The organism is Bradyrhizobium sp. USDA 4502 (assembly GCF_054063355.1).
In genome coordinates, this window is sequence record NZ_JBSSGF010000001.1 from 6,067,965 (window position 1) to 6,085,764 (window position 17,800).

At 60.6% G+C, this 17,800-nt stretch carries 10 protein-coding genes; 4 read left to right on the forward strand and 6 right to left on the reverse strand.

What is annotated here, in order from left to right; translation table 11 throughout:
• Positions 1–117: 117 nt before the first annotated feature.
• Positions 118–1,650: a DUF1254 domain-containing protein gene (locus tag ACVW1B_RS28220; protein WP_456778960.1), complete on the reverse strand. Its 1,533-nt coding sequence runs from the start codon at positions 1,648–1,650 to the stop codon at positions 118–120.
• A gap of 355 nt (positions 1,651–2,005) precedes the next feature.
• Here ACVW1B_RS28220 and ACVW1B_RS28225 point away from each other — a divergent pair.
• Positions 2,006–2,738, forward strand: a protein-coding gene (locus tag ACVW1B_RS28225) for an IS5 family transposase (RefSeq protein WP_375166802.1) whose coding sequence is annotated in 2 segments (ribosomal slippage) — positions 2,006–2,284 and positions 2,286–2,738 — 732 coding nt in all. Because the reading frame shifts where the segments join, the coding sequence is not laid out codon by codon here.
• Here the strand turns inward: ACVW1B_RS28225 and ACVW1B_RS28230 are convergent.
• From ACVW1B_RS28230 to traA, 3 genes are all read right to left on the reverse strand, one after another.
• Complete coding sequence (locus tag ACVW1B_RS28230; protein WP_456778959.1) at positions 2,735–2,959, reverse strand: hypothetical protein; 225 nt, start codon at positions 2,957–2,959, stop codon at positions 2,735–2,737. The two genes, ACVW1B_RS28225 and ACVW1B_RS28230, sit on opposite strands and share 4 nt — an antisense overlap.
• A gap of 1 nt (position 2,960) precedes the next feature.
• A complete protein-coding gene (locus ACVW1B_RS28235; protein WP_310883506.1) occupies positions 2,961–3,185 on the reverse strand; it encodes a helix-turn-helix transcriptional regulator in 225 nt (74 codons plus the stop codon).
• A 116-nt stretch (positions 3,186–3,301) separates the two neighbouring features.
• Positions 3,302–6,313 (reverse strand): Ti-type conjugative transfer relaxase TraA, encoded by a 3,012-nt coding sequence (traA, locus tag ACVW1B_RS28240; RefSeq protein ID WP_456778958.1) that lies wholly within the window; start codon positions 6,311–6,313, stop codon positions 3,302–3,304.
• A gap of 171 nt (positions 6,314–6,484) precedes the next feature.
• Between traA and ACVW1B_RS28245 the strand changes: the two genes are divergently transcribed.
• Both ACVW1B_RS28245 and ACVW1B_RS28250 read left to right on the forward strand, forming a co-directional pair.
• The gene (locus ACVW1B_RS28245; protein ID WP_310883509.1) at positions 6,485–6,811 is read left to right on the forward strand and encodes a conjugal transfer protein TraD; all 327 of its coding nucleotides are present in this window, start codon (positions 6,485–6,487) and stop codon (positions 6,809–6,811) included.
• Position 6,812: 1 nt separating this feature from the next.
• Complete coding sequence (locus ACVW1B_RS28250; protein WP_310883510.1) at positions 6,813–7,076, forward strand: conjugal transfer protein TraD; 264 nt, start codon at positions 6,813–6,815, stop codon at positions 7,074–7,076.
• 218 nt (positions 7,077–7,294) lie between these two features.
• Here ACVW1B_RS28250 and ACVW1B_RS28255 read toward each other — a convergent pair whose 3' ends face one another.
• Positions 7,295–7,864 (reverse strand): AAA family ATPase, encoded by a 570-nt coding sequence (locus ACVW1B_RS28255; protein ID WP_456778957.1) that lies wholly within the window; start codon positions 7,862–7,864, stop codon positions 7,295–7,297.
• 35 nt (positions 7,865–7,899) lie between these two features.
• Here ACVW1B_RS28255 and ACVW1B_RS28260 point away from each other — a divergent pair, with 35 nt between their 5' ends.
• Entirely contained in the window at positions 7,900–8,100 is a 201-nt protein-coding gene (locus ACVW1B_RS28260) for a hypothetical protein (RefSeq protein WP_310883511.1), read from the forward strand.
• A gap of 153 nt (positions 8,101–8,253) precedes the next feature.
• Here the strand turns inward: ACVW1B_RS28260 and ACVW1B_RS28265 are convergent, their stop codons facing one another.
• On the reverse strand, positions 8,254–17,784 hold the full coding sequence (locus ACVW1B_RS28265) for a calcium-binding protein (RefSeq protein ID WP_456822532.1): 9,531 nt from the start codon (positions 17,782–17,784) through the stop codon (positions 8,254–8,256).
• Positions 17,785–17,800: the final 16 nt, after the last annotated feature.

Here is a 17,800-nt window from a genome sequence, read left to right on the forward strand (position 1 = left end):
AACGTCCTCCGTTCGGTTGACCCAGCGATCGGGCTTGCCATCATGTCGCTTGCAAGCGCCGCCATCAAAATCGGGCGGATCAGTCAACTCCGTTTTCGCGAATAGGCTTATCCGAGTTCACTGACGGCCAACGGTACCGCTGCCACTGCTAACTTGCGCCTCTTCGAAATCCCCCGGCTTCCAACTGCCGTCGAACGCAGGTCCTTGTGGGCCGTAGATGCGGAAATACGCGAACCAGCCTTTGCCGGGCGTCGTCTGTATCCATCGCCCCTCCTGACCGGCGGGCGCTTGCGGGCCGAAGTACAGATCAACGGATTTCGCGTTGCCGGTTTCCTTCAGTTCGAACAGTGATCTTAGTGCGGCTTTCTTTTGTGCGGTTTGAACTTCGGAGCGGGTGGTTGCGTCGTAAATCGTGACTGACCAAAAAAGATTGCCGGGCACCGGAAGTGGCACCGTCAGCTTGTATGTCTTGCCGCCCTCTACAAAGGCACCGCTCGCGTCGCGATTACCAAGCCAGTAAAGCGAGCCTGCTCCAACCGTACGGCGGAACATCGCGGGCGAAGTCACAATCGCCTGCGCGAACCAGCGGTCACGTGCTTCTAGATCTACTCCGCTCTTGGTCTCGAACTGCGCGCTCCCCGGTACAAGTCCTGCCCATTCCCACTTGCGGTCTGGCCAAGCCAGCCGATCTGGACGGTCACTGTCGAACGCAGACACCAGCAACTGGTCGCGACCCGCTTTCGCAGCGTTTTCGAGGATCACCTTCATTCGGGCGTCCGGTGCGAACGGCTTTCCCTTTTCGATGCCGAGCGCGGCAAGCTCGCCGTACATCGGAAGAAAGATCGGCACCAGAGGTTCGGCATCGATCACTTCATGCAGCTTCTGCCAGTATTGGATGTTGTCCTCCCATCGGAGACAGGTGCCATCAACCGCCTTGTCGGTGACATCGACAATCCTGAGCGGCTTCGGATCGGCGGCGGTCGAGAGCGGGTAAATCTTCAAGCGTCGCAGACCGTCCGTCGCTGCTCTAACGTCGCCTCCTATCGGCAGAGATCGAAAAGCCGCTATGACCTTGAACGAGGTCGAGGTGCCGGTGAAATACCCGGCAGGCACCTGTCCTTTGTAGTCTGGCGGAACGATGAGATGTTTGCCGCCTTTGTCGCCCGCAGGGCCAGGCAACCCCATATCGAGTATCCAGCCCTGATGGTGATTGTCGGCCAATCCTATGAACGGGCCGGGCGGCACTTCGATGACGTAAGGCTCTTCCTTTACGTCGATGACGGCAAGACCGTAAGGTGTGTCGGAGTTGGGAGTGAACATCACATGATGCGGTTCAGTTACTTGTATTATCATGTCCTCATTGTCTTTTATGCCCACCTCTCGAATACCGTTGAAAATGCCCTCCGCTGAAACTGTGGGGTACCAGAAGCGGTAGGCTGTCATGGCGCGCTGGAAGTCCGCGTCGTCACGGGCGCGTTGCGCAGCGTTCTTGGTAGGGAAGCCATGTTCGAATGTGTAAGAAGCTCCGCCAGTTGATGGCGTCGCTTGTTGGGCATTTGCCGGTGGTTCGGATACCAGCGTTGATAAAGCCGCGAGTGCGGTGGCTGCGAGCAATGTATCGCGGCGCGTCAGAGTGGCTTGATTATTCATGCCATCCTCCTTGGTTCGCGAGGAGCGCGCGGACAGCGGCACAGATGACAGTCAATGCCGCGCGGCGCATAAGGCGAACGACCGGGCTGCAAAATTAGCTGGCGCTTGCGAGTGGGCTCAGAGTGATCTGGCTCATTCGCGCGCAAGCGACATCCGATAAAAAATCCACCCCCACTACGTACCGTTGATTTAGATCAATAGACTTCCGGTTAGGGTCATTTTCGACGCATTTGGCAGAGATTGAGGGCTGGTTGATGTCCGCTCCTGTCCGTAAGCGCCGTACCAGGAGCGGGCCAGGAGCGTTGCGTTTGGCCGGACTGCCGTGATTCAAACTCCCGAACTGGGGGCTCGATTCATGCGCTACGAACTCGCCGACCATGAACGGATCGCCATCAAGCCGATGCTGCCGAACAAGCCGCGTGGCCCTCGGGTCAACGACAGACGGGTCCTGAATGGCATCTTCTGGGTCCTCCGATCAGGAGCACCCTGGCGTGATCTGCCGACGGCGTTTGACCCATACACCACTTGCTACAACCGCTTCGTCAGGTGGCGGCGGGCCGGTGTTTGGGTCCGCATCATAGAAGCGCTTGCGACTGCCCATGATGCCGCTGTCCAGATGATCGACACCTCCATTGGTTCGCGTGCATCAGCATGGAGCCTGCATCACAAGGAATCAGCGCCAATCGATGGGACGGTCCCGCGGCGGCTTGACGAGCAAAATCCATGCGGTGGTCGATGGCAATGGTCTGCCGGTACGGCTGGCGCTGAGCCCCGGTGAGGCTCATGACGTTCGGCTCGCCGGAAAACTGCTGTCTCTTCTGAAATCCGGGTCAATGCTGCTTGCCGACCGTGGCTATGACGCGGATTGGATCAGGGAGCTTGCCATGAAGACGGGCGCGTGGGCCAACATCCCGCCGAAAAGCAATCGCAGCGATCCAATCTGCTTTAGCCCCTATCGTGCTCGCAACCAGGTCAAGCGGTTCTTCAACAAGATCAAACAATGCCGTCGGGTGGCGACGCGCTACGAGAGGCTCGCCGCGAACTACCTCGCATTTGTTCGCGTCAATCAGGCTATGGCTGCGCCTTAATAAGTCCGCGTCCTAGTCTTGCCGTTGGCGAGATCGACGATGCAGCCATTGGCTAGACGCACGCCGATAATTACGTCGTCCAATCGGTAGTTATTGTTGTTGCCTCTAAGGCGGTAGCCTGTGTCCTCTACGACACGTACAGCGAACCATTGATTAGGTGCAGTCTGGCCCCAGTATTTGCTGCGTCGCTTGATGCGCGCAACGAGTTGCTGGTCCATCATGTCAGTCTCCGTTTGGGTGAGAGCCGGACAGGCATGTCGGACGCCACGCCGCGGGATCGGCGATCCATCGGTTGATGTCGGATTCCCGCCAGCCTGCGCCGTTGACGCTGATCCTGAGTTGGGCCGGGAATGTGCCTTCGCCGATCTTGCGGTAGATGGTGGATCGGGACAGGCCGGTACGGGCAAGAACGGTTTTCAGGCGGACGATCCGGTCTGGTTCGCGCATGGCTGCGCTGCCTCCTGCTGACTGCTCCTGATCTACACAGAGCAAGCAGTTGCGCGCGCAACAGCGTTTTTCACGGCGTCGTACTGTGGCGTAGAGCCGGCGGAAAATAGGATGGATCAGATTCCGATGCCGCGGCCTCTACCAAGGTCGATGCCGTGGACGAAGGCGAGTTCGAGGCCGAGCCGGCGGCCTGACTCGAACGCGATGCCGAGCTCCCGCTTGCGATTGTCGAGGAGCGATTCCAGTTGCGGATCGCGTTCGAGGCTTCTTGCCATGTCGCCCATCGCCGCACGCGTGGCCCTGTAGCCGGAGAAATCGCCCGCCTGATACTGGCGCAGGCTGGCTTGGTCAAGCCTCTGCCAGTCCTCCACGAAGCGGTCGGCGCGGCGGCTAGGGGCGATGCGCAGTTCGGTCTCGAGCTGGAGCGCGCGGATGGCGCGGTTGACCCGACCGCCAGCCGCCTCGCGGGCAAGCTCCGGGTTCTTCTTGTAGGCGGCTTCAGCATCGTGTGAGCCGTGAGGCCGCACCTCCTCGAAGACCCGGCGGGCCTTTTGTAGTTCTTTCACTTGCTCGGGACTGGCCTCGCCGCCCATCTCCTGCGCCTCGAAGATCGCATCCACGGCGCCGGCATGACGCACGAGCGCGCGGGTACGCACGCGACGCAATTCCTTTTCTGCCTCTTCCGCCACCTTCCTGTCCGGCGCTTCGGTCTCGCGCCGCGCGGCTCCCGTACCGCTCCTGTCCCTTTCCGGCGTTTCCCGCTCTGGCCTCTGCCCACCATCCGGGTGGGGCATATCTGAAGGAGAGCGAAGGCCGTCGAACATGTTGCGTACCTTCTCGGGTACGACGCTGCGCACGATCTCGGCCACGCGCTCGCGGAAGGTGATTCCGCGCAGCTCGGCATAGCTCTGGACCGGATCGGCACGGTCGTAGTCCGAGGCCATGTCCTTGGACCGGTCGCGCGACAGGGTGCGGACAAGCCGGTCCCGACCCGTAAAGTCATCGCGGCCATAATGCAGGTCCACGCCGTCGCGGTGCCGTGACAAGGCGACATAGCTGCCATGGGCGTCCATGCCGGGCGTCGCCAGCACGTGGGCGCGGTCTACCGTCATGCCCTGCGCCTTGTGGATGGTCGCGGCATAGCCGTGGTCGATCTTGTTGTAGTCTTTCAGGTCGAACTTCACGGATCGGCCATCGTCTGTCTGCACGGATATCGATTGCCTGCCGACCTGTTCGATAGTTCCGAGCGTGCCGTTCTTCACGCCAAGACCACGCTCATTCTGCAGGAACATGACGCGATCCCCGCTGGCGAAATTTCTCGCGCCGCGTTCGACGGTCAGGCGGACGTCATCTCCTAGATCGCCGGCGGTCCGCATCCGCTCGCGGGCTGCCTCATTGAGTGCGCGGACTTCATCGTTGGTGTGGGTGAGGATGATCCGGCTCCTATCGGGCGACGCCTGCCGGTCGTGGTTCCAGCGCTCGATCAGATCGCCGCGCGCCTGCCCGCGGGTCTGGGCCTCATGCACCATGCCATGGGAGCGATAGACCTCAAGCGCATGACCGGTTTTGCCACTGGCGAGATCGCGCGTGGCGTCGCGCTGCCAGTCCTCTCGCTGACGGCGCACTTCGCCGATTTCCGCCCCGCCGTGACGCTCATGGATCGAGCGGAACGCCGCGCCGGCCTCGATGGCCTGCAGTTGTTGCGGATCGCCGACCAGCACGACCTTTGCGCCAGCCTCGGCAGCATGGGACAGCACGCGCTCCAACTGGCGCGTCCCGACCATACCCGCCTCGTCGATCACCAGCACATCGCGCGACGTGAGCAGGTCGCGGCCCTGTGCCCAGCCATGCTCCATGCTGGCGATGGTGCGTGACACAATGCCCGATCCGCTTTCGAGATTTTCCGCCGCAATGCCGGACAGCGCCACGCCCCGGACCTCATAGCCCACCGCTTCCCAGGCCTCCCGCGCCACGCCCAGCATCGCGCTCTTGCCGGTGCCGGCGTGGCCGACGACAACGCCGAGATCGCGCCCATCGGTGATATGCGCCAGCGCCTCGGCTTGTTCGCCGGAAAGGACAAGGCCGCGCGCTTCCGCGCGTGCCAAAACGGCCTCGCGGTCCGCGTCCCGCGTCGCATGGCATTCCCGTTCCGCCATGAGTTCGGCCGCGCGGTGCAGGCGCTGTTCGGCCTCAATCATCTCGCGGGTGGTGAAGCGATCCTCGCCGCGACCGTCGTTGCCGAGTTCGACCAGACCAGGTGCGCTACGCATCGCACTCATGACCTCGTTGAACTGGTCGATCCCGTCGCTGTGCCGGTGCGCGAATTTCGCAATGTCGCGGCGTGTGAAGGTCGATTGTTGCCGGGTGATAGCGCCCAACCCAATGGAGGGATCGGCGATGATCTGCGCGCCATTGCTGCGCGCGATCTCGCGGTGCATCTCGGCGCGATCGGCCTCGCTGCCTTCGCCCTCGATGCCGCGGTTCTCAATGCGTTTGGCGGGTGCGCCGATCTGGCTTTGCGGCTCCAGTGCGATACCCTGCGCTTCCAGACTGCGATGGTCGATCCGCGCGTCGATGTCGAGTTCGGCGAGACGCTCATTGGCGATCTCCGCCCAGCGTTCGCGCCAGCGCTCGACCATCTCCGTGCAGTTCCAATCCCGCACCTTTTGGCCAAAGCCGTTCTCGTCCACCGCGCGCATGGTGAGCATGACATGGGCGTGCGGTTTGGGCATGCCGTCCTCGGTCACGTCCCAATGCACGTTGAGATCGGCGATCATGCCCCGCTCGACGAATTCGGCCCGAGCGAAGTCGCGGGCAAGCTCGATCCCCTGAGCCTGTGTCATCTCGCGCGGGATGGCGAACTCCACCTCGCGGGCAAGCTGAGCGTCCTTGCGGATTTCGAAGGCCTCGACATCGTTCCAGAGCCGTTCGCGGTCGCTCCATGCCTCTGGCGCGTTCTCCGGCAGCATCACCTCGGAATGGACGACGCCGCGCTTGCCGGAAAAGTCGTGGCTGCGGTCCAAGCGCTCGTCGCGCAGCCGCGAGCCCGAACGGTAGGCGGCTGACGCCACCGCGCTTGAGCCGGATTTGCGGCCAATGACCTTGACGTGAAGATGATAGATCGCCATCGCGACCAGATCATCTACACGGCGAAGCGTACGTCGGCACGACGTATAAGCGCGCCCTCCCTCGAAAAAATCTCGGAAGGGACCAGCCCGTCCCGGCCAGTCCCGGTGATCCTACAGCATTACGCGGGATGTTGAACTATCATTTCTTCATCAACGCTCCGGGAGATGATGATGCGCAAGCCACGGGACTTCGATGCCGAACTAAAGGCGCTTGGGGACAAGGCGCGCGACCTCAAGAGCCGCAAGGTGCAGCAGCTTGGCGAACTGGTAATCGCCACCGGCGCCGATGCGTTAAGCGTCGCGGAGCTGGCGGGCGCACTGATCGTGCTGGCCGAGACAAAAGAAACCGGAAAGAGGGAGGCATGGGCCAAACGCGGGGCCGCTTTCTTTCAAGGAAGGTCGCGTCGACCTACTCCGGCACCTGACCGTGACGCTAGCGGCGCTCCGGCGCAACCGGGCGGCCCACGACCGTCATCAGGCGGCAAGGGCGCGGGATGATATGCGCGCGTGGCAAGCCGAGCGTCGCAAGCGTACGCGGCACCTCATCGAACTGGGCGGCCTGGTCGTCAAGGCCGGTATCGTGGACCTGACTGGCGACGACCGGGCTACCTTTTTCGGCGCACTACTGTGGATGGCCGACAGGCTCAAAAGCGATCAGGGCGAACATGCGCGAGCGCTGTGGGCCGCAAAAGGGAAGCAGGCATTCGAGGCGGACACCGCAACACACGAGATAAGATCGTTAACGCACGACAATGGCGCGTAACCGCGCGCTTACCGCTTGATGTCTCGCCATCGGGCCTGATAGTCGCAAGCGAAACGCCATTTCTCGCTGTAGCTCAAATGGTGGGTTCGGGCCGTGCTCGTGCGGCGCCCTCCGCGACAAGAGCGCGCCCAGTTCCGCAAGCCCCGTCAACACGAAGTGGCAGTTCAACTTCTACGTCTTCTTTCGCGATCTACGCCACCCTGCAGAACGAACTCTGTTCACTGCCGGCAGCATCCTATACGAGATTTGGCGGCGCAGGATGCAGGCGGCTCAACGCTTCTTGCAGGAATGACTCGGGGCGCTGCGCTTGGCTTGTTCGAACGCCTGCCGCATCGCGACCGCCGTCTGATGGTTGAAGGGCTTCCGACCTCTCCGAGATCCAGCCTGAACGTCGGTCGCCTGAGCGCGGCGACAAGCGTGTCGACCGCATGGGTCTTGCCCGACCCCGGCGATCCATAGAGCAGGATTCCGTTTGGCAGTTGCCCCCTTAGTGCTTGGTACCTGTCAGGGTCTGCGCTCGGCTCTATGACATATTCGCGAAAGAAGGCTTCGAGAGCCGGACGACCAGGCAGCGCGAAGGCTTCGGGCGCGACCGGTTCCGCGAACTCGGAGACTCCGAACGCCTTCAGGAAGAAGGAGATGTCAGCGGGGGAAACCCAAGGATTCGCACCGCGCAGCGATCCGATAACCTTCCATGATTCGGAATGGATGATCCGATTGAAAGCATTTGCCAACCATGCGGGCCTTCGGCTCTGGCTGCTAACCAATCGCAAATCGTTCTGCCACACCTTCGCGCCCGGGAATGGAATTGGGAGATACAAACATGACCGGCTTGGCCGTTATGGAAAATGTGCGCCGCTACCGAGCTATAGCATCACTGTGCCGCCAGACAGCAGCATTCCGACCGGTTCAAAAGTTCTCGTTGCTGACTCAAGCGGAGGATTGGGAGCGACAAGCGGTGGCCGAGCTCGAAGGCTATTTCGATAACCACGTTCATTCGATTTCAAGGCTACCGTCGCAATGAAAGCGATTTTCGGCAGGGCGAACTAGGTCAACATTAGCCATAACGGCAGTCCAGGTACTTCTCCCTACTCACATGACCTTACGTCAAATTCACTATTCCGTTCGGGGCGCCCCCCTCGCCCCTTGACATCGGTTACGGCGCACAAGCCATTGGCTAGACGATGTGGAAATCACCTTGGCTCAGGCTTGCGACGTTCACATTCTTGAGGAGTACGCTGTCGTCGGGATCGATCGTGATCAAGGTGTCACTACCCGACGCGGTCGCGGAAGCCAGAGCCGACGCAGCATCGGCGAAGAGACCGTCGCGAAACTGCAACGCATCCTGACCCGGCGTGAAATCGGTCACGGTGTCCTGTCCCAACCCTGCGCGGAACACGAACGTGTCGTTTCCGGCTCCGCCGGACATCACGTCGTTGCCAGCACCGCCGGCAATGGTGTCGTTCCACGACGAGCCGGAGATCTCGTCATCGCCGGCTGTGCCGCGATACCAAGCGTTCGCATTGATGGTCTGCAAGTCCCACGAACTGCCGTTTGCAAACTCGAACTTCTCGATGCCCCAATTCGCGCTTTGAGAATAGAACTGCTCATCGATGGTGATCGTCTGACCATTTGAATTCGCGGTCGCAACCAGATTGACGCCAACACGGCTCAATGTCAGGTCGTCCGGATTGATGTCCGTGAAGCGAAGAACGTCGACATCGGCGGTTGAGCCGGACTCATCGTTGATATAGTCGTTTCCGTCGCCTCGCGCGTACGCATAGGTGTCGCTTCCGGCACCACTGTTGAAGGTGTCATCACCGAGCCCACCCTGGAACGTATCGTTCCAGCCAGTACCGTTCAGCGTTTCGTTGCCGGCCGTGCCGCGGATCCACCCGGCGGAGTTGATTGCCGCCAGGCCCCAGGTCTCGCCATTTGCGAACTCGATCTTCTCGATGCCCCAGTTCGCGGAGGTCGAGTAATACTGCTCATCGATCGTGACTGTCTGACCATTCGAATTGACGGTCATGACTAGATTCACGCCAACGCGGCTGAACGTTAGATCCGAGGCGTTGAGGTCAGAGAAGTGGACGACGTCGACGTCGGTCGTTGAGCCCGACTCGTCGTTGATGTAATCGTTGCCATCTCCGAGGCGATAGATGTAGGTGTCGCTGCCCGGACCGCTGCTGAAATTGTCGTTGCCTAGGTCACCGAAGAAGATGTCGTTCCCGCTCGATCCGGTCAATTGATCGTTTCCGGCCGTCCCTCGGATCCAGGCATTGGCGATGATTGCCGCGAGGTCCCAGACCGTGCCGTCGGCGAACTCAACCCTTTCAATCCCCCAGTTCGCGGTTTGCGAATAAAACTGGTACTGAACCGTGATGGCCTGTCCCGTTCCATTGATGGCCATGATCAGGCTCGTACCGGAGCGGTTCAGCGTCAGATCCGAGGCGTTGAGATCGGTCAATCGGAGTACATCAATATCCACCGTCGAACCGGAGTCATCGTTGATGGTGTCGCTCCCGTCTCCGCGCCGGTAGATGTAGGTGTCGCTGCCGGCGGTGCCCTTGAGGGTATCGTTGCCGAGGCCGCCGACGAAGGTATCGTTGCCACTCGTTCCATTCAAGGTGTCGCCGGACGACGTGCCGCGGAACCAGGCATTGGCGGTGATCGCCGCGAAATCCCACGACGTGCCGTCCGCAAATTCAATGCGCTCGACGCCGCCACTTGCGTTGAACTCATCCTGAACCGTCACGGTCTGGCCGTTGGCATTGACCGTGGCGATCAGGTACGTACCTGAACGCGAGAAGCTGAGATCCGACGCTTTGAGGTCGGCGAAGCGAAGCACATCGACATCCGGCGTTGACCACGATCCATCGTAGATGGTGTCGTTGCCGTCGCCGAGCCGATAGAGGTAGGTGTCGCTGCCGGCGGCGCCATTCAGATAGTCGTTGCCCAGAAGACCGAAGAAGATTTCGTTGCCCCCGGTCCCGCGCAGCGTGTCATCGCCGGATGTGCCTCGGAACCAGGCATTGGCGGTGATCGCAGCGAAATCCCAGGCTGTGCCATCGGCAAATTCGATACGCTCGACACCGCCACCTGAGTTGAACTCATCCTGAACCGTCACGGTCTGGCCGTTGGCATTGACCGTGACAATCAGGTACGTGCCAGAATGTGTAAAGCTGAGATCCGACGCGTTCAGATCGGTGAAGCGAAGCACATCGATATCCGGCGTCGACCACGATCCGTCGTAGATGGTGTCGTTGCCGTCGCCGAGCCGATAGATGTACGTGTCGCTGCCGGCGATGCCGTTGAGATAGTCGTTACCAAATCCGCCGAGAAAGATTTCGTTGCCGGTGGTGCCACGCAATGTGTCATCGCCGTTGGTGCCGGGAACGAACGAGGCCGCCTCCAGAATCTGGTTGCGGTCCCAGCTCGCTCCGTTCGCGAACACGACCTGCTCAACGCCGCCAGTTCCGTTGAACTGGTCGACGATCTTGAGCACTTCGCTGGTTGCAACGACGGTGATCAACAGGTCACCGCCGCTGCGCCGGAAAGTCACGTCTGTGGACGTCAATCCAATCAGATTGACGACGTCGATCCCGCTATCGGTCGACGTTTCGTAAATCGTGTCGTTGCCCGACCCGGCGCGGTAGAGATAGGTGTCGCCGCCATTGCCGCCACGCAAATCGTCGTTGCCGGCGAGGCCATCGATGACGTCAGCTGCGTCCGTGCCTCTGACGGTCTCACCGAAGGCCGTGCCGGTGATCACCGCCGCCGCGACGATCGCCGCCTTGTCCCAGATGATGCCGTTCGCGAACTGGATGCGGCCGATCCCCCAATCGTCGGTTGCGGTCGTAAACTGCTGCTTGGCGGTGATCGTCTCGCCCGAGCTCCGAACCTTGATCACAAGGTCGTTGTCTCTGCGCATGAACGACAGGTCATCGACATTGAGATCGGTGAAGCGCAGAACGTCGATTTGATCCGGCGCATTGGCGCCTGTGTTGATCGTGTCGTTGCCATCGCCGCGCGAATAGATGATCGTGTCGTTGCCGGCGCTGGCGTTGATCACGTCGTCGCCACCGCCGGGCTGCAGGACATCGTCGCCCGGCGTGCCCACCACCGTGTCGTTGCCAGCCGATCCGAACGTCACGGCGTTATGGATGATCTGCGTCCGGTCCCACACGGTCCCGTCGGCGAAGGCGATCTGCTCCACGCCCGCGGATGACACCCCAAACTGGCCGCACACGGTCGTGGTGTGGCCGGTTGCAAGAATCCTGATGACGAGGTCCGTGCCGCTGCGCAGGACTTGGACATCGTCGATGTCGAGGCCGACAAGTTCGATCCTGTCGGTGCCTTCCTCGCTGCCCTCGACGATGACGTCGTCACCGATGCCCTGACCGATGCGATAGGTATCGCTGCCGCCATAGCCGCTCAACGTCTCGTTGCCGGCACCGGCGATGAAGATATCGGCGCCCTGGCCTCCGGTGAGCGCTTCGACGCCGACGCTGCCGACGATCAGATGATTGTCCAACCGACCCAAAATGTCCGCGCGGGTCCATGTCGTATTGTCGGCGAACTTGATCTCCTCAAGCCCGGCGCCGGGCGCGCTCGACAGTTGATCCTGGAGAACGATGGTCGCGCCGCTCGCGAGCAGCAGCACCACATCGGAATTGCCGAGCGACGAGCGCGCGACGACCACCTGCGACGGAGTGATCCCGGCACCGAGCACGAGCCGGTCGGTGTCGGCCGCCCCGCCAGTGTCGATGATGCGGTCGCGTCCATCGCCGCTGCTATAATGGTATTCGTCGGAGCCGCCGGCGCCAACGAGCCGGTCATTGCCCGCCCCGCCGATCAGGATATCCGCCCCCGAACCGCCGGACAGCACGTCGTCCCCGGCGGTGCCGGTGTAGACCTTGACCTCGTCGAGGATGTTGACTGCGATTGTCGTGGTCAGCGACAGCCCGTCATCGTCCGTGACCTTGATGGCGAGCTGATGCTGGGCACCCCGCTCGTAGTCGATGACAGCGCCGCTCTTGACGCGGATTTCGTTGCCGACGATCTCGAAGAAGTCGTCGTTACCGACAATGCTGAAGCTGTGCGCCCCGATATCGCCGCCATCGACCGCCGACAGCGTCGCAACCACCGTACCTGGGGTGGCATTTTCGCTCACCGATCCGCCCGTCACCGAGACCGCCGTGGGCGCCACGTTATCCAGCCGCCGGAATTCGAAATTGTCGGCCGTCAGGTCGCTCAGGAAAACGTTCTGCAACGTAATACTGTCGCCGCCTGCCAGCGCAATGACGACGTCCGAACCAACCTGGCTCGCCGCGGCGAGAACCGAGGTGTAGCTTGAAAACACCACGCGATCGAACCTGATCAGGTCGTGGTCCGTCCCACTCCCGGCCACGAAATCGGTGATCGTGTCGGAGCCCGAGCCGGCGCCGAAGACAAACACGTCGGCCTCGGTTCCGCCCGTCAGCACGTCGTTACCCGCACCGCCGATCAGCATGTCGGTTCCGAGACCGCCGCTCAGCACATCCGCGCCGTCGCCACCGTCGAGGAGGTCCGCCCCCATGCCGCCGGTCAGATTGTCATCGCCGCTTCCGCCGAGCAGGATGTCGTTGCCGGAGCGGCCATCGAGGGTATCGTTTCCGCCGCCACCGATGATAACGTTGTCGCCGGCGTCACCCGAGATCTGATCGGAGAACGCGGTGCCGGTGATGTTTTCGACCCGGGCCACCTCGGCGACATCGCGCCACGTCCCGCTCGACAGGTCGCCCTGGTCCCTGGTTCGGACCTCCGCGCCATTGGTCACGAGATCGACCCAGGCGGCAGCGCCAAACCCTGATAGATCCAGCGTATCCGTTCCGACGCCGCCATCCGCTGTTACGAGGTCGCCGGGCGCGCTGATGCTGATGATGAGCCGGTCGTCGCCGAGGCCACCATAGAGCAGGTCGCTGCCGCCGCGACCGTCCAGGGTGTCATTGCCAGCCTCGCCATAAACGTTTTGCGAAGTCGAAGCGCCAATCAGCGTGTCGTTGCCGTTGGTGCCGGCGATAAACGGGCTCATGCTCAAGGCGACGCTGAAGATCGTCTGGCGTCCCCACTGATCACCATTGGCGAACTTGATGGCTTCAAGCCCGCTGCCGGCGGCCTCGCTGAGGCCGTCGATGAACTGGCCGAGCACCGTGATGGTTTCGTTGGTCGACAGGATCTTGACGAGCAGATCGTTGCCCGAGCGGGTCAAAAGCACGTCGGAGGCGTCGATATCCCTGAACAGAAGGATGTCCGTTTCCTGCGACGCAAACACGTTCTTCGACTGCTCGCTGATGACGTCGTTGCCGTCGCCCCGCGAGTAGACGAACGTGTCACTTCCGCTGCCGACATAGTCTCCGGAATAGATCACGTCGTCGCCCTTGCCTGCCTCGACGGTGTCGTCAGACCCGCTGGAGAGTTGGATGACATCCTTGCCATCGGTACCCCTGAACCAGGCCTGCTGGCGGATTTGCTGCCGGTCCCAGACGGTCCCGTCGGCAAACTGGACCCGTTCCATGCCGACACCGGTGGCGGTGACGCCGTCGCGAAACTGGCCAACCAGCGTGATGACATCGCCAGTCGCAAGAACCTTCACCAGCACATCGTCTCCGGAGCGGGAGAATTCGAGATCCGCAACGCCGAGGTCGGTGAATTTCAACGTGTCGACCGACAACGGCCTGAACGCATTGGTGGTGCCATCGTCGATGACATCGCTGCCGTCGCCGCTCCTGTAGATAAAGGTAGTGTTGTTCTGCCCGCCCAACAGGACATCGTTGCCCTTGCCACCGTCAAAGGTGTTGGCGTCGACGCTTGAGTCGCTGAGGATATCGCGGCCATCGGTTCCGCGAATCCAGGCGGCTTCGCGGATCTGCTTTCGATCCCACTCCCCGTCGGCGAAACGGATAAACTCCAGTCCGGCACCGGCGATGTCGCTGTCGGCGCTTCGGCCTACGAAGTGGGAGGCGACCGTGATGATGTCGCCGGTCGCCTTGATGCGAACCAGAAGATCGGAGCCGGAGCGGGAGAGCTCGACATCCGACGAGGCGATATCGGTCAGAACCAGAACGTCGTTGGTGTCGGGCGCATTGACGTTGCTCGTTTCAAAGATGATGTCGTTGCCGTCGCCGACGGCATAAATGTAGGTGTCGTTGCCGGAGGCACCCGCCTGGGTGGCGTAGAGGACGTCGTCGCCGGTTCCGCCGACGAACGTGTTGTTGCCAAGGTTGCCGAAAATGTAGTCCTTGCCGCTGCCGCCGGACAGGTAATCGTCGCCGCTGCCGCCATCGATGAAGTCCATCCCGGGACCGCCATAGATCGCGTCGTTGCCGTTGCCGCCATCGATGACGTCGTTGCCGTAGCCGACATTCTCGTCCATGAAGTCGCCGAACAGGATGTCGTCGCCGCCACCTCCGCTCAGGACGTCCTGATCGCCACCAGCAACGAAGATGTCATTGCCGTCTCCGCCGTTGAGGAAGTTCTTGCCACCACCGTTGAAGGGATTCGGCTGATACTGGCCCGGAATGCCGATCATGCCACCTGGACCGCCATAGGCATACGCAGTCCAGATATCGTTAATCCCGGTTGCGTGCTGTCCGGCGATGTTGCCGCTGTGGCCGAACTCGTCGACGAACATCGACCACACCAAGCCCAGATACTGGATCGAGAAACTCGACACTTCGGGCTTCATGCCGAGATACTCGGCACCGGCGTTGTGCATGATCTGCAGCCGGTCGATGGAACTGCCATCAGCGAACTTGATGACGTCGATGCCATATCCGTAGTCACCGGCGCCGGTGAGCAGATCGGACACACCGGCGAAGAAGCTCTGAACCGTAATTATCTCGCCGGTCGATTTGATGGTCAGGAGCAGCGTCTTGCCCTGATAGGAATAGGAAACGTCATCCGACGTGACGTTCTGTAACCACAGCGTATCGACGTCGGTCGAGCTCGACATTGAATCAGTTATCTGGTCATTACCGTCTCCCTTGTTCCAGACATAGGTGTCGCTACCGGCCCAACCATCAAGAAAATCGTCGCCCTTGCCGCCCTCGATCGTGTCATTCAGGTTGGACGCGGTGATGCTGTCGGAACGATCGGTCCCGCGATACCAGGCGTTCTGCTGGATCTGCGCCCTGTTCCAGGACTCGCCATTGGCGAACTTGATCTCGTCGATACTGGGCGCGTACCTGTTCCAGTCGCTGTCGAACGGAAAGAAATTGGTGAAATCGATATACTCGCCCGTCGCCTTCACGGTTAGAACGAGATGCCAGCCAACCCGCGCAAGCTGGATGTCGTTCGAATTGAGGTCGGTCAGAACCAGCCTGTCATGCTCAGTGAGCGAGTTGAATGAATCCGTGACGACATCATACCCATCGCCCTTGCCGTAAAGGATCGTATCATTGCCGCCGCTGATCTGGATGGAATCGTCGCCGCGCCCGCCGTAGATGACATCGTCGGATGGCGAATCGTTGATCTGATTGTCGTGACCATCGCCCTGATACGTGCTGGCACCCTTGATCTGCTCTCGGCTCCACTCCGTGCCGTCGGCGAAGCGCAGAACTTCGATGCCCCACCCCGAAAAGAAGCCCTCGACAGTCATCGACTTGCCCGTCTCGGTCACCTTGATCAGGAGGTTGTCGCCGATGCGTACGAAGCTGAGGTCAGCAGAGTTGAGATCGGTTAGCACCAGCTTGTCGCTGTCTGCCGCAGACCCGTAGTCCTTGATCCACAAATTTCCGTCGTGTTTTGCGTAGACGTAAATGTCACTGCCGTCGCGACCGTCGAGGACGTCGCCACCTCCGCCTCCGATAAAGACGTCCTGGCCAGTAGCACCATTAATGCCTTCCGCCTCCAGCGTTCCAAACAGGGCAGTGCCGTCCACGATATGGGTCGCAATGCTCCGAATGGTGTCGTCAGTTATGTTCGCCAAGTATGGCGTCACCGCCGCTGCATACGCCCCCCGGTCGCCTTCAAATGCGAAGTAGACCATCCCGTTTAGGCCGCTGAGAGCCTTGGTGAGATACGAGGTCTCCTGGCCGGCATCAAAGGAGGAAAGACGCACAATGAGATCAACGACCATTCCGACGTTACCAGGTGTATCCGGCAACGGATCCCCTGGCGCATGAACGCCCATATCAAGAAGGCTATAGTAAAAGTAGGGGTTATCGAGCGCGGCGGACAAGTCGCTGGTACCACGCACATACGTGCTGGCAGCTACCTGCCCAAGGAAAAGAGTCTCGTAGACCTCGAACAGCGCTTGATACGCGCCCTCAAGTATGTCGCCTACGCGACCTGACGGCGGCGACGTCGTTGCCTCTTCTCCGAACTCCAGCCAACGATAACCTTCGCCGTAGAATTTCTCCAGGAAGGCCAAATGACGGGCATCGACGTATGGCCCGCGACTGCTTGAGTCAACATTATCCACTCCAGCCCAGCGCAGTAGTATCGCTTCGAATGCGACACGCATCTCGGCGCTGCTCATATTCGCCGCGCCGTCCGTAAGAGCAGTCCAATCTGAGAAAAACTCCCCATCGTTGGTTAGCTTATATGCGGTATTGTTGATCAACCCGGAGCCGGGAAGCTGTGGCAGATTAAGGACACCATCTGCCGGAACGAAGTCCGGCGTGTTGTCTGGTGCGGAGTCTTTTGGGTCTGTTTGAAAATAAACGGACTGCGCGGGACCTGTTGTCCCGTCGTCGCGGACAAACACAGCTTCATATCCGAGCCCATGCCCAGCGTTCGTGCCGGTGAGCTTATCTCGCTGCAGGGAAATCGACGTTATGCCGGCGCTCGATAGGGATTGCAGTTCGCCGGCATCCGACACTCCGTCCTGGTTCAGATCCCGCCACACTCGGAGCTTGCCAAAATCCGCATCCTGCGCGTCGATCTTTCCGTCCTGATTTGTATCCAGCTTCTCGAGGATCGCAAATCCGTCTTGGATTGTAGAGCCGAATAGCTCCAAGCCATTGTCGATCGTTCCATTGTCATTGGCATCGATCGCGAGTATGCCGTCGTTTGCAGAGACCCACCCTGTCCTTTCCGAAAAGCCGTCACCACCAAAATCGAAATGGACCGCAGAGCCGGCGAGGGTCGACAGCTGGATGCCGTCGCCATCGAGATCAAGCACAATCGGATCATGCAACGCACGGTGAAACGGGTTCGCTACAAAGCGATCCCAGCCAGACCCGATAGCGTTAAAGAAGTCCTTAAGGCTCTCTGGATCGAACAACTGTCCGGCAATGCCAAAAGCGAGCGCCGCAGGCACTATGCCGCCTGCAGCAAAGAAACAGCCGGCAATCAACACTTGCATGAACAGCTTCGCACAGGCGTCGGTAAGAGCCTTATGAGTATCGAAATTCGGATTTGCGTCGTAAGCGTTATAGAGGCGACCAATATTTAGTATCGAAAGACCGAAATCGAGGGCTAAGCCGGCTGCCGCAAAACGCGGCATGAACACTTCAATCTCCGCAGCAGTGGCGCCACCGGCGGCCCATGCACCAAATTCAGTAATAGCCCCCGTACCTGTCAATCCAGCATTGAGAAAGTTACCGAGAGCTACGGTGCTGCTGAGAATGTCCCCCTTATTGCCCAACTCAACAGCCTGCTTCAGGTTGTCAAATAGTTGGAAAGCGGTATTTTCGAAGTTTAGAAACACTGTAGAGCTGGGCATTTGCTGGGCCTGCTTC

Bases quoted from the DNA above. Each gene is read 5' to 3' on its own strand.
- ACVW1B_RS28220 (WP_456778960.1), bottom strand. From the start codon at position 1,650: ATGAATAATCAAGCCACTCTGACGCGCCGCGATACATTGCTCGCAGCC.
- ACVW1B_RS28230 (WP_456778959.1), bottom strand. From the start codon at position 2,959: ATGATGGACCAGCAACTCGTTGCGCGCATCAAGCGACGCAGCAAATAC.
- ACVW1B_RS28235 (WP_310883506.1), bottom strand. From the start codon at position 3,185: ATGCGCGAACCAGACCGGATCGTCCGCCTGAAAACCGTTCTTGCCCGT.
- traA (WP_456778958.1), bottom strand. From the start codon at position 6,313: ATGGCGATCTATCATCTTCACGTCAAGGTCATTGGCCGCAAATCCGGC.
- ACVW1B_RS28245 (WP_310883509.1), top strand. From the start codon at position 6,485: ATGCGCAAGCCACGGGACTTCGATGCCGAACTAAAGGCGCTTGGGGAC.
- ACVW1B_RS28250 (WP_310883510.1), top strand. From the start codon at position 6,813: ATGCGCGCGTGGCAAGCCGAGCGTCGCAAGCGTACGCGGCACCTCATC.
- ACVW1B_RS28260 (WP_310883511.1), top strand. From the start codon at position 7,900: ATGACCGGCTTGGCCGTTATGGAAAATGTGCGCCGCTACCGAGCTATA.
- ACVW1B_RS28265 (WP_456822532.1), bottom strand. From the start codon at position 17,784: ATGCCCAGCTCTACAGTGTTTCTAAACTTCGAAAATACCGCTTTCCAA.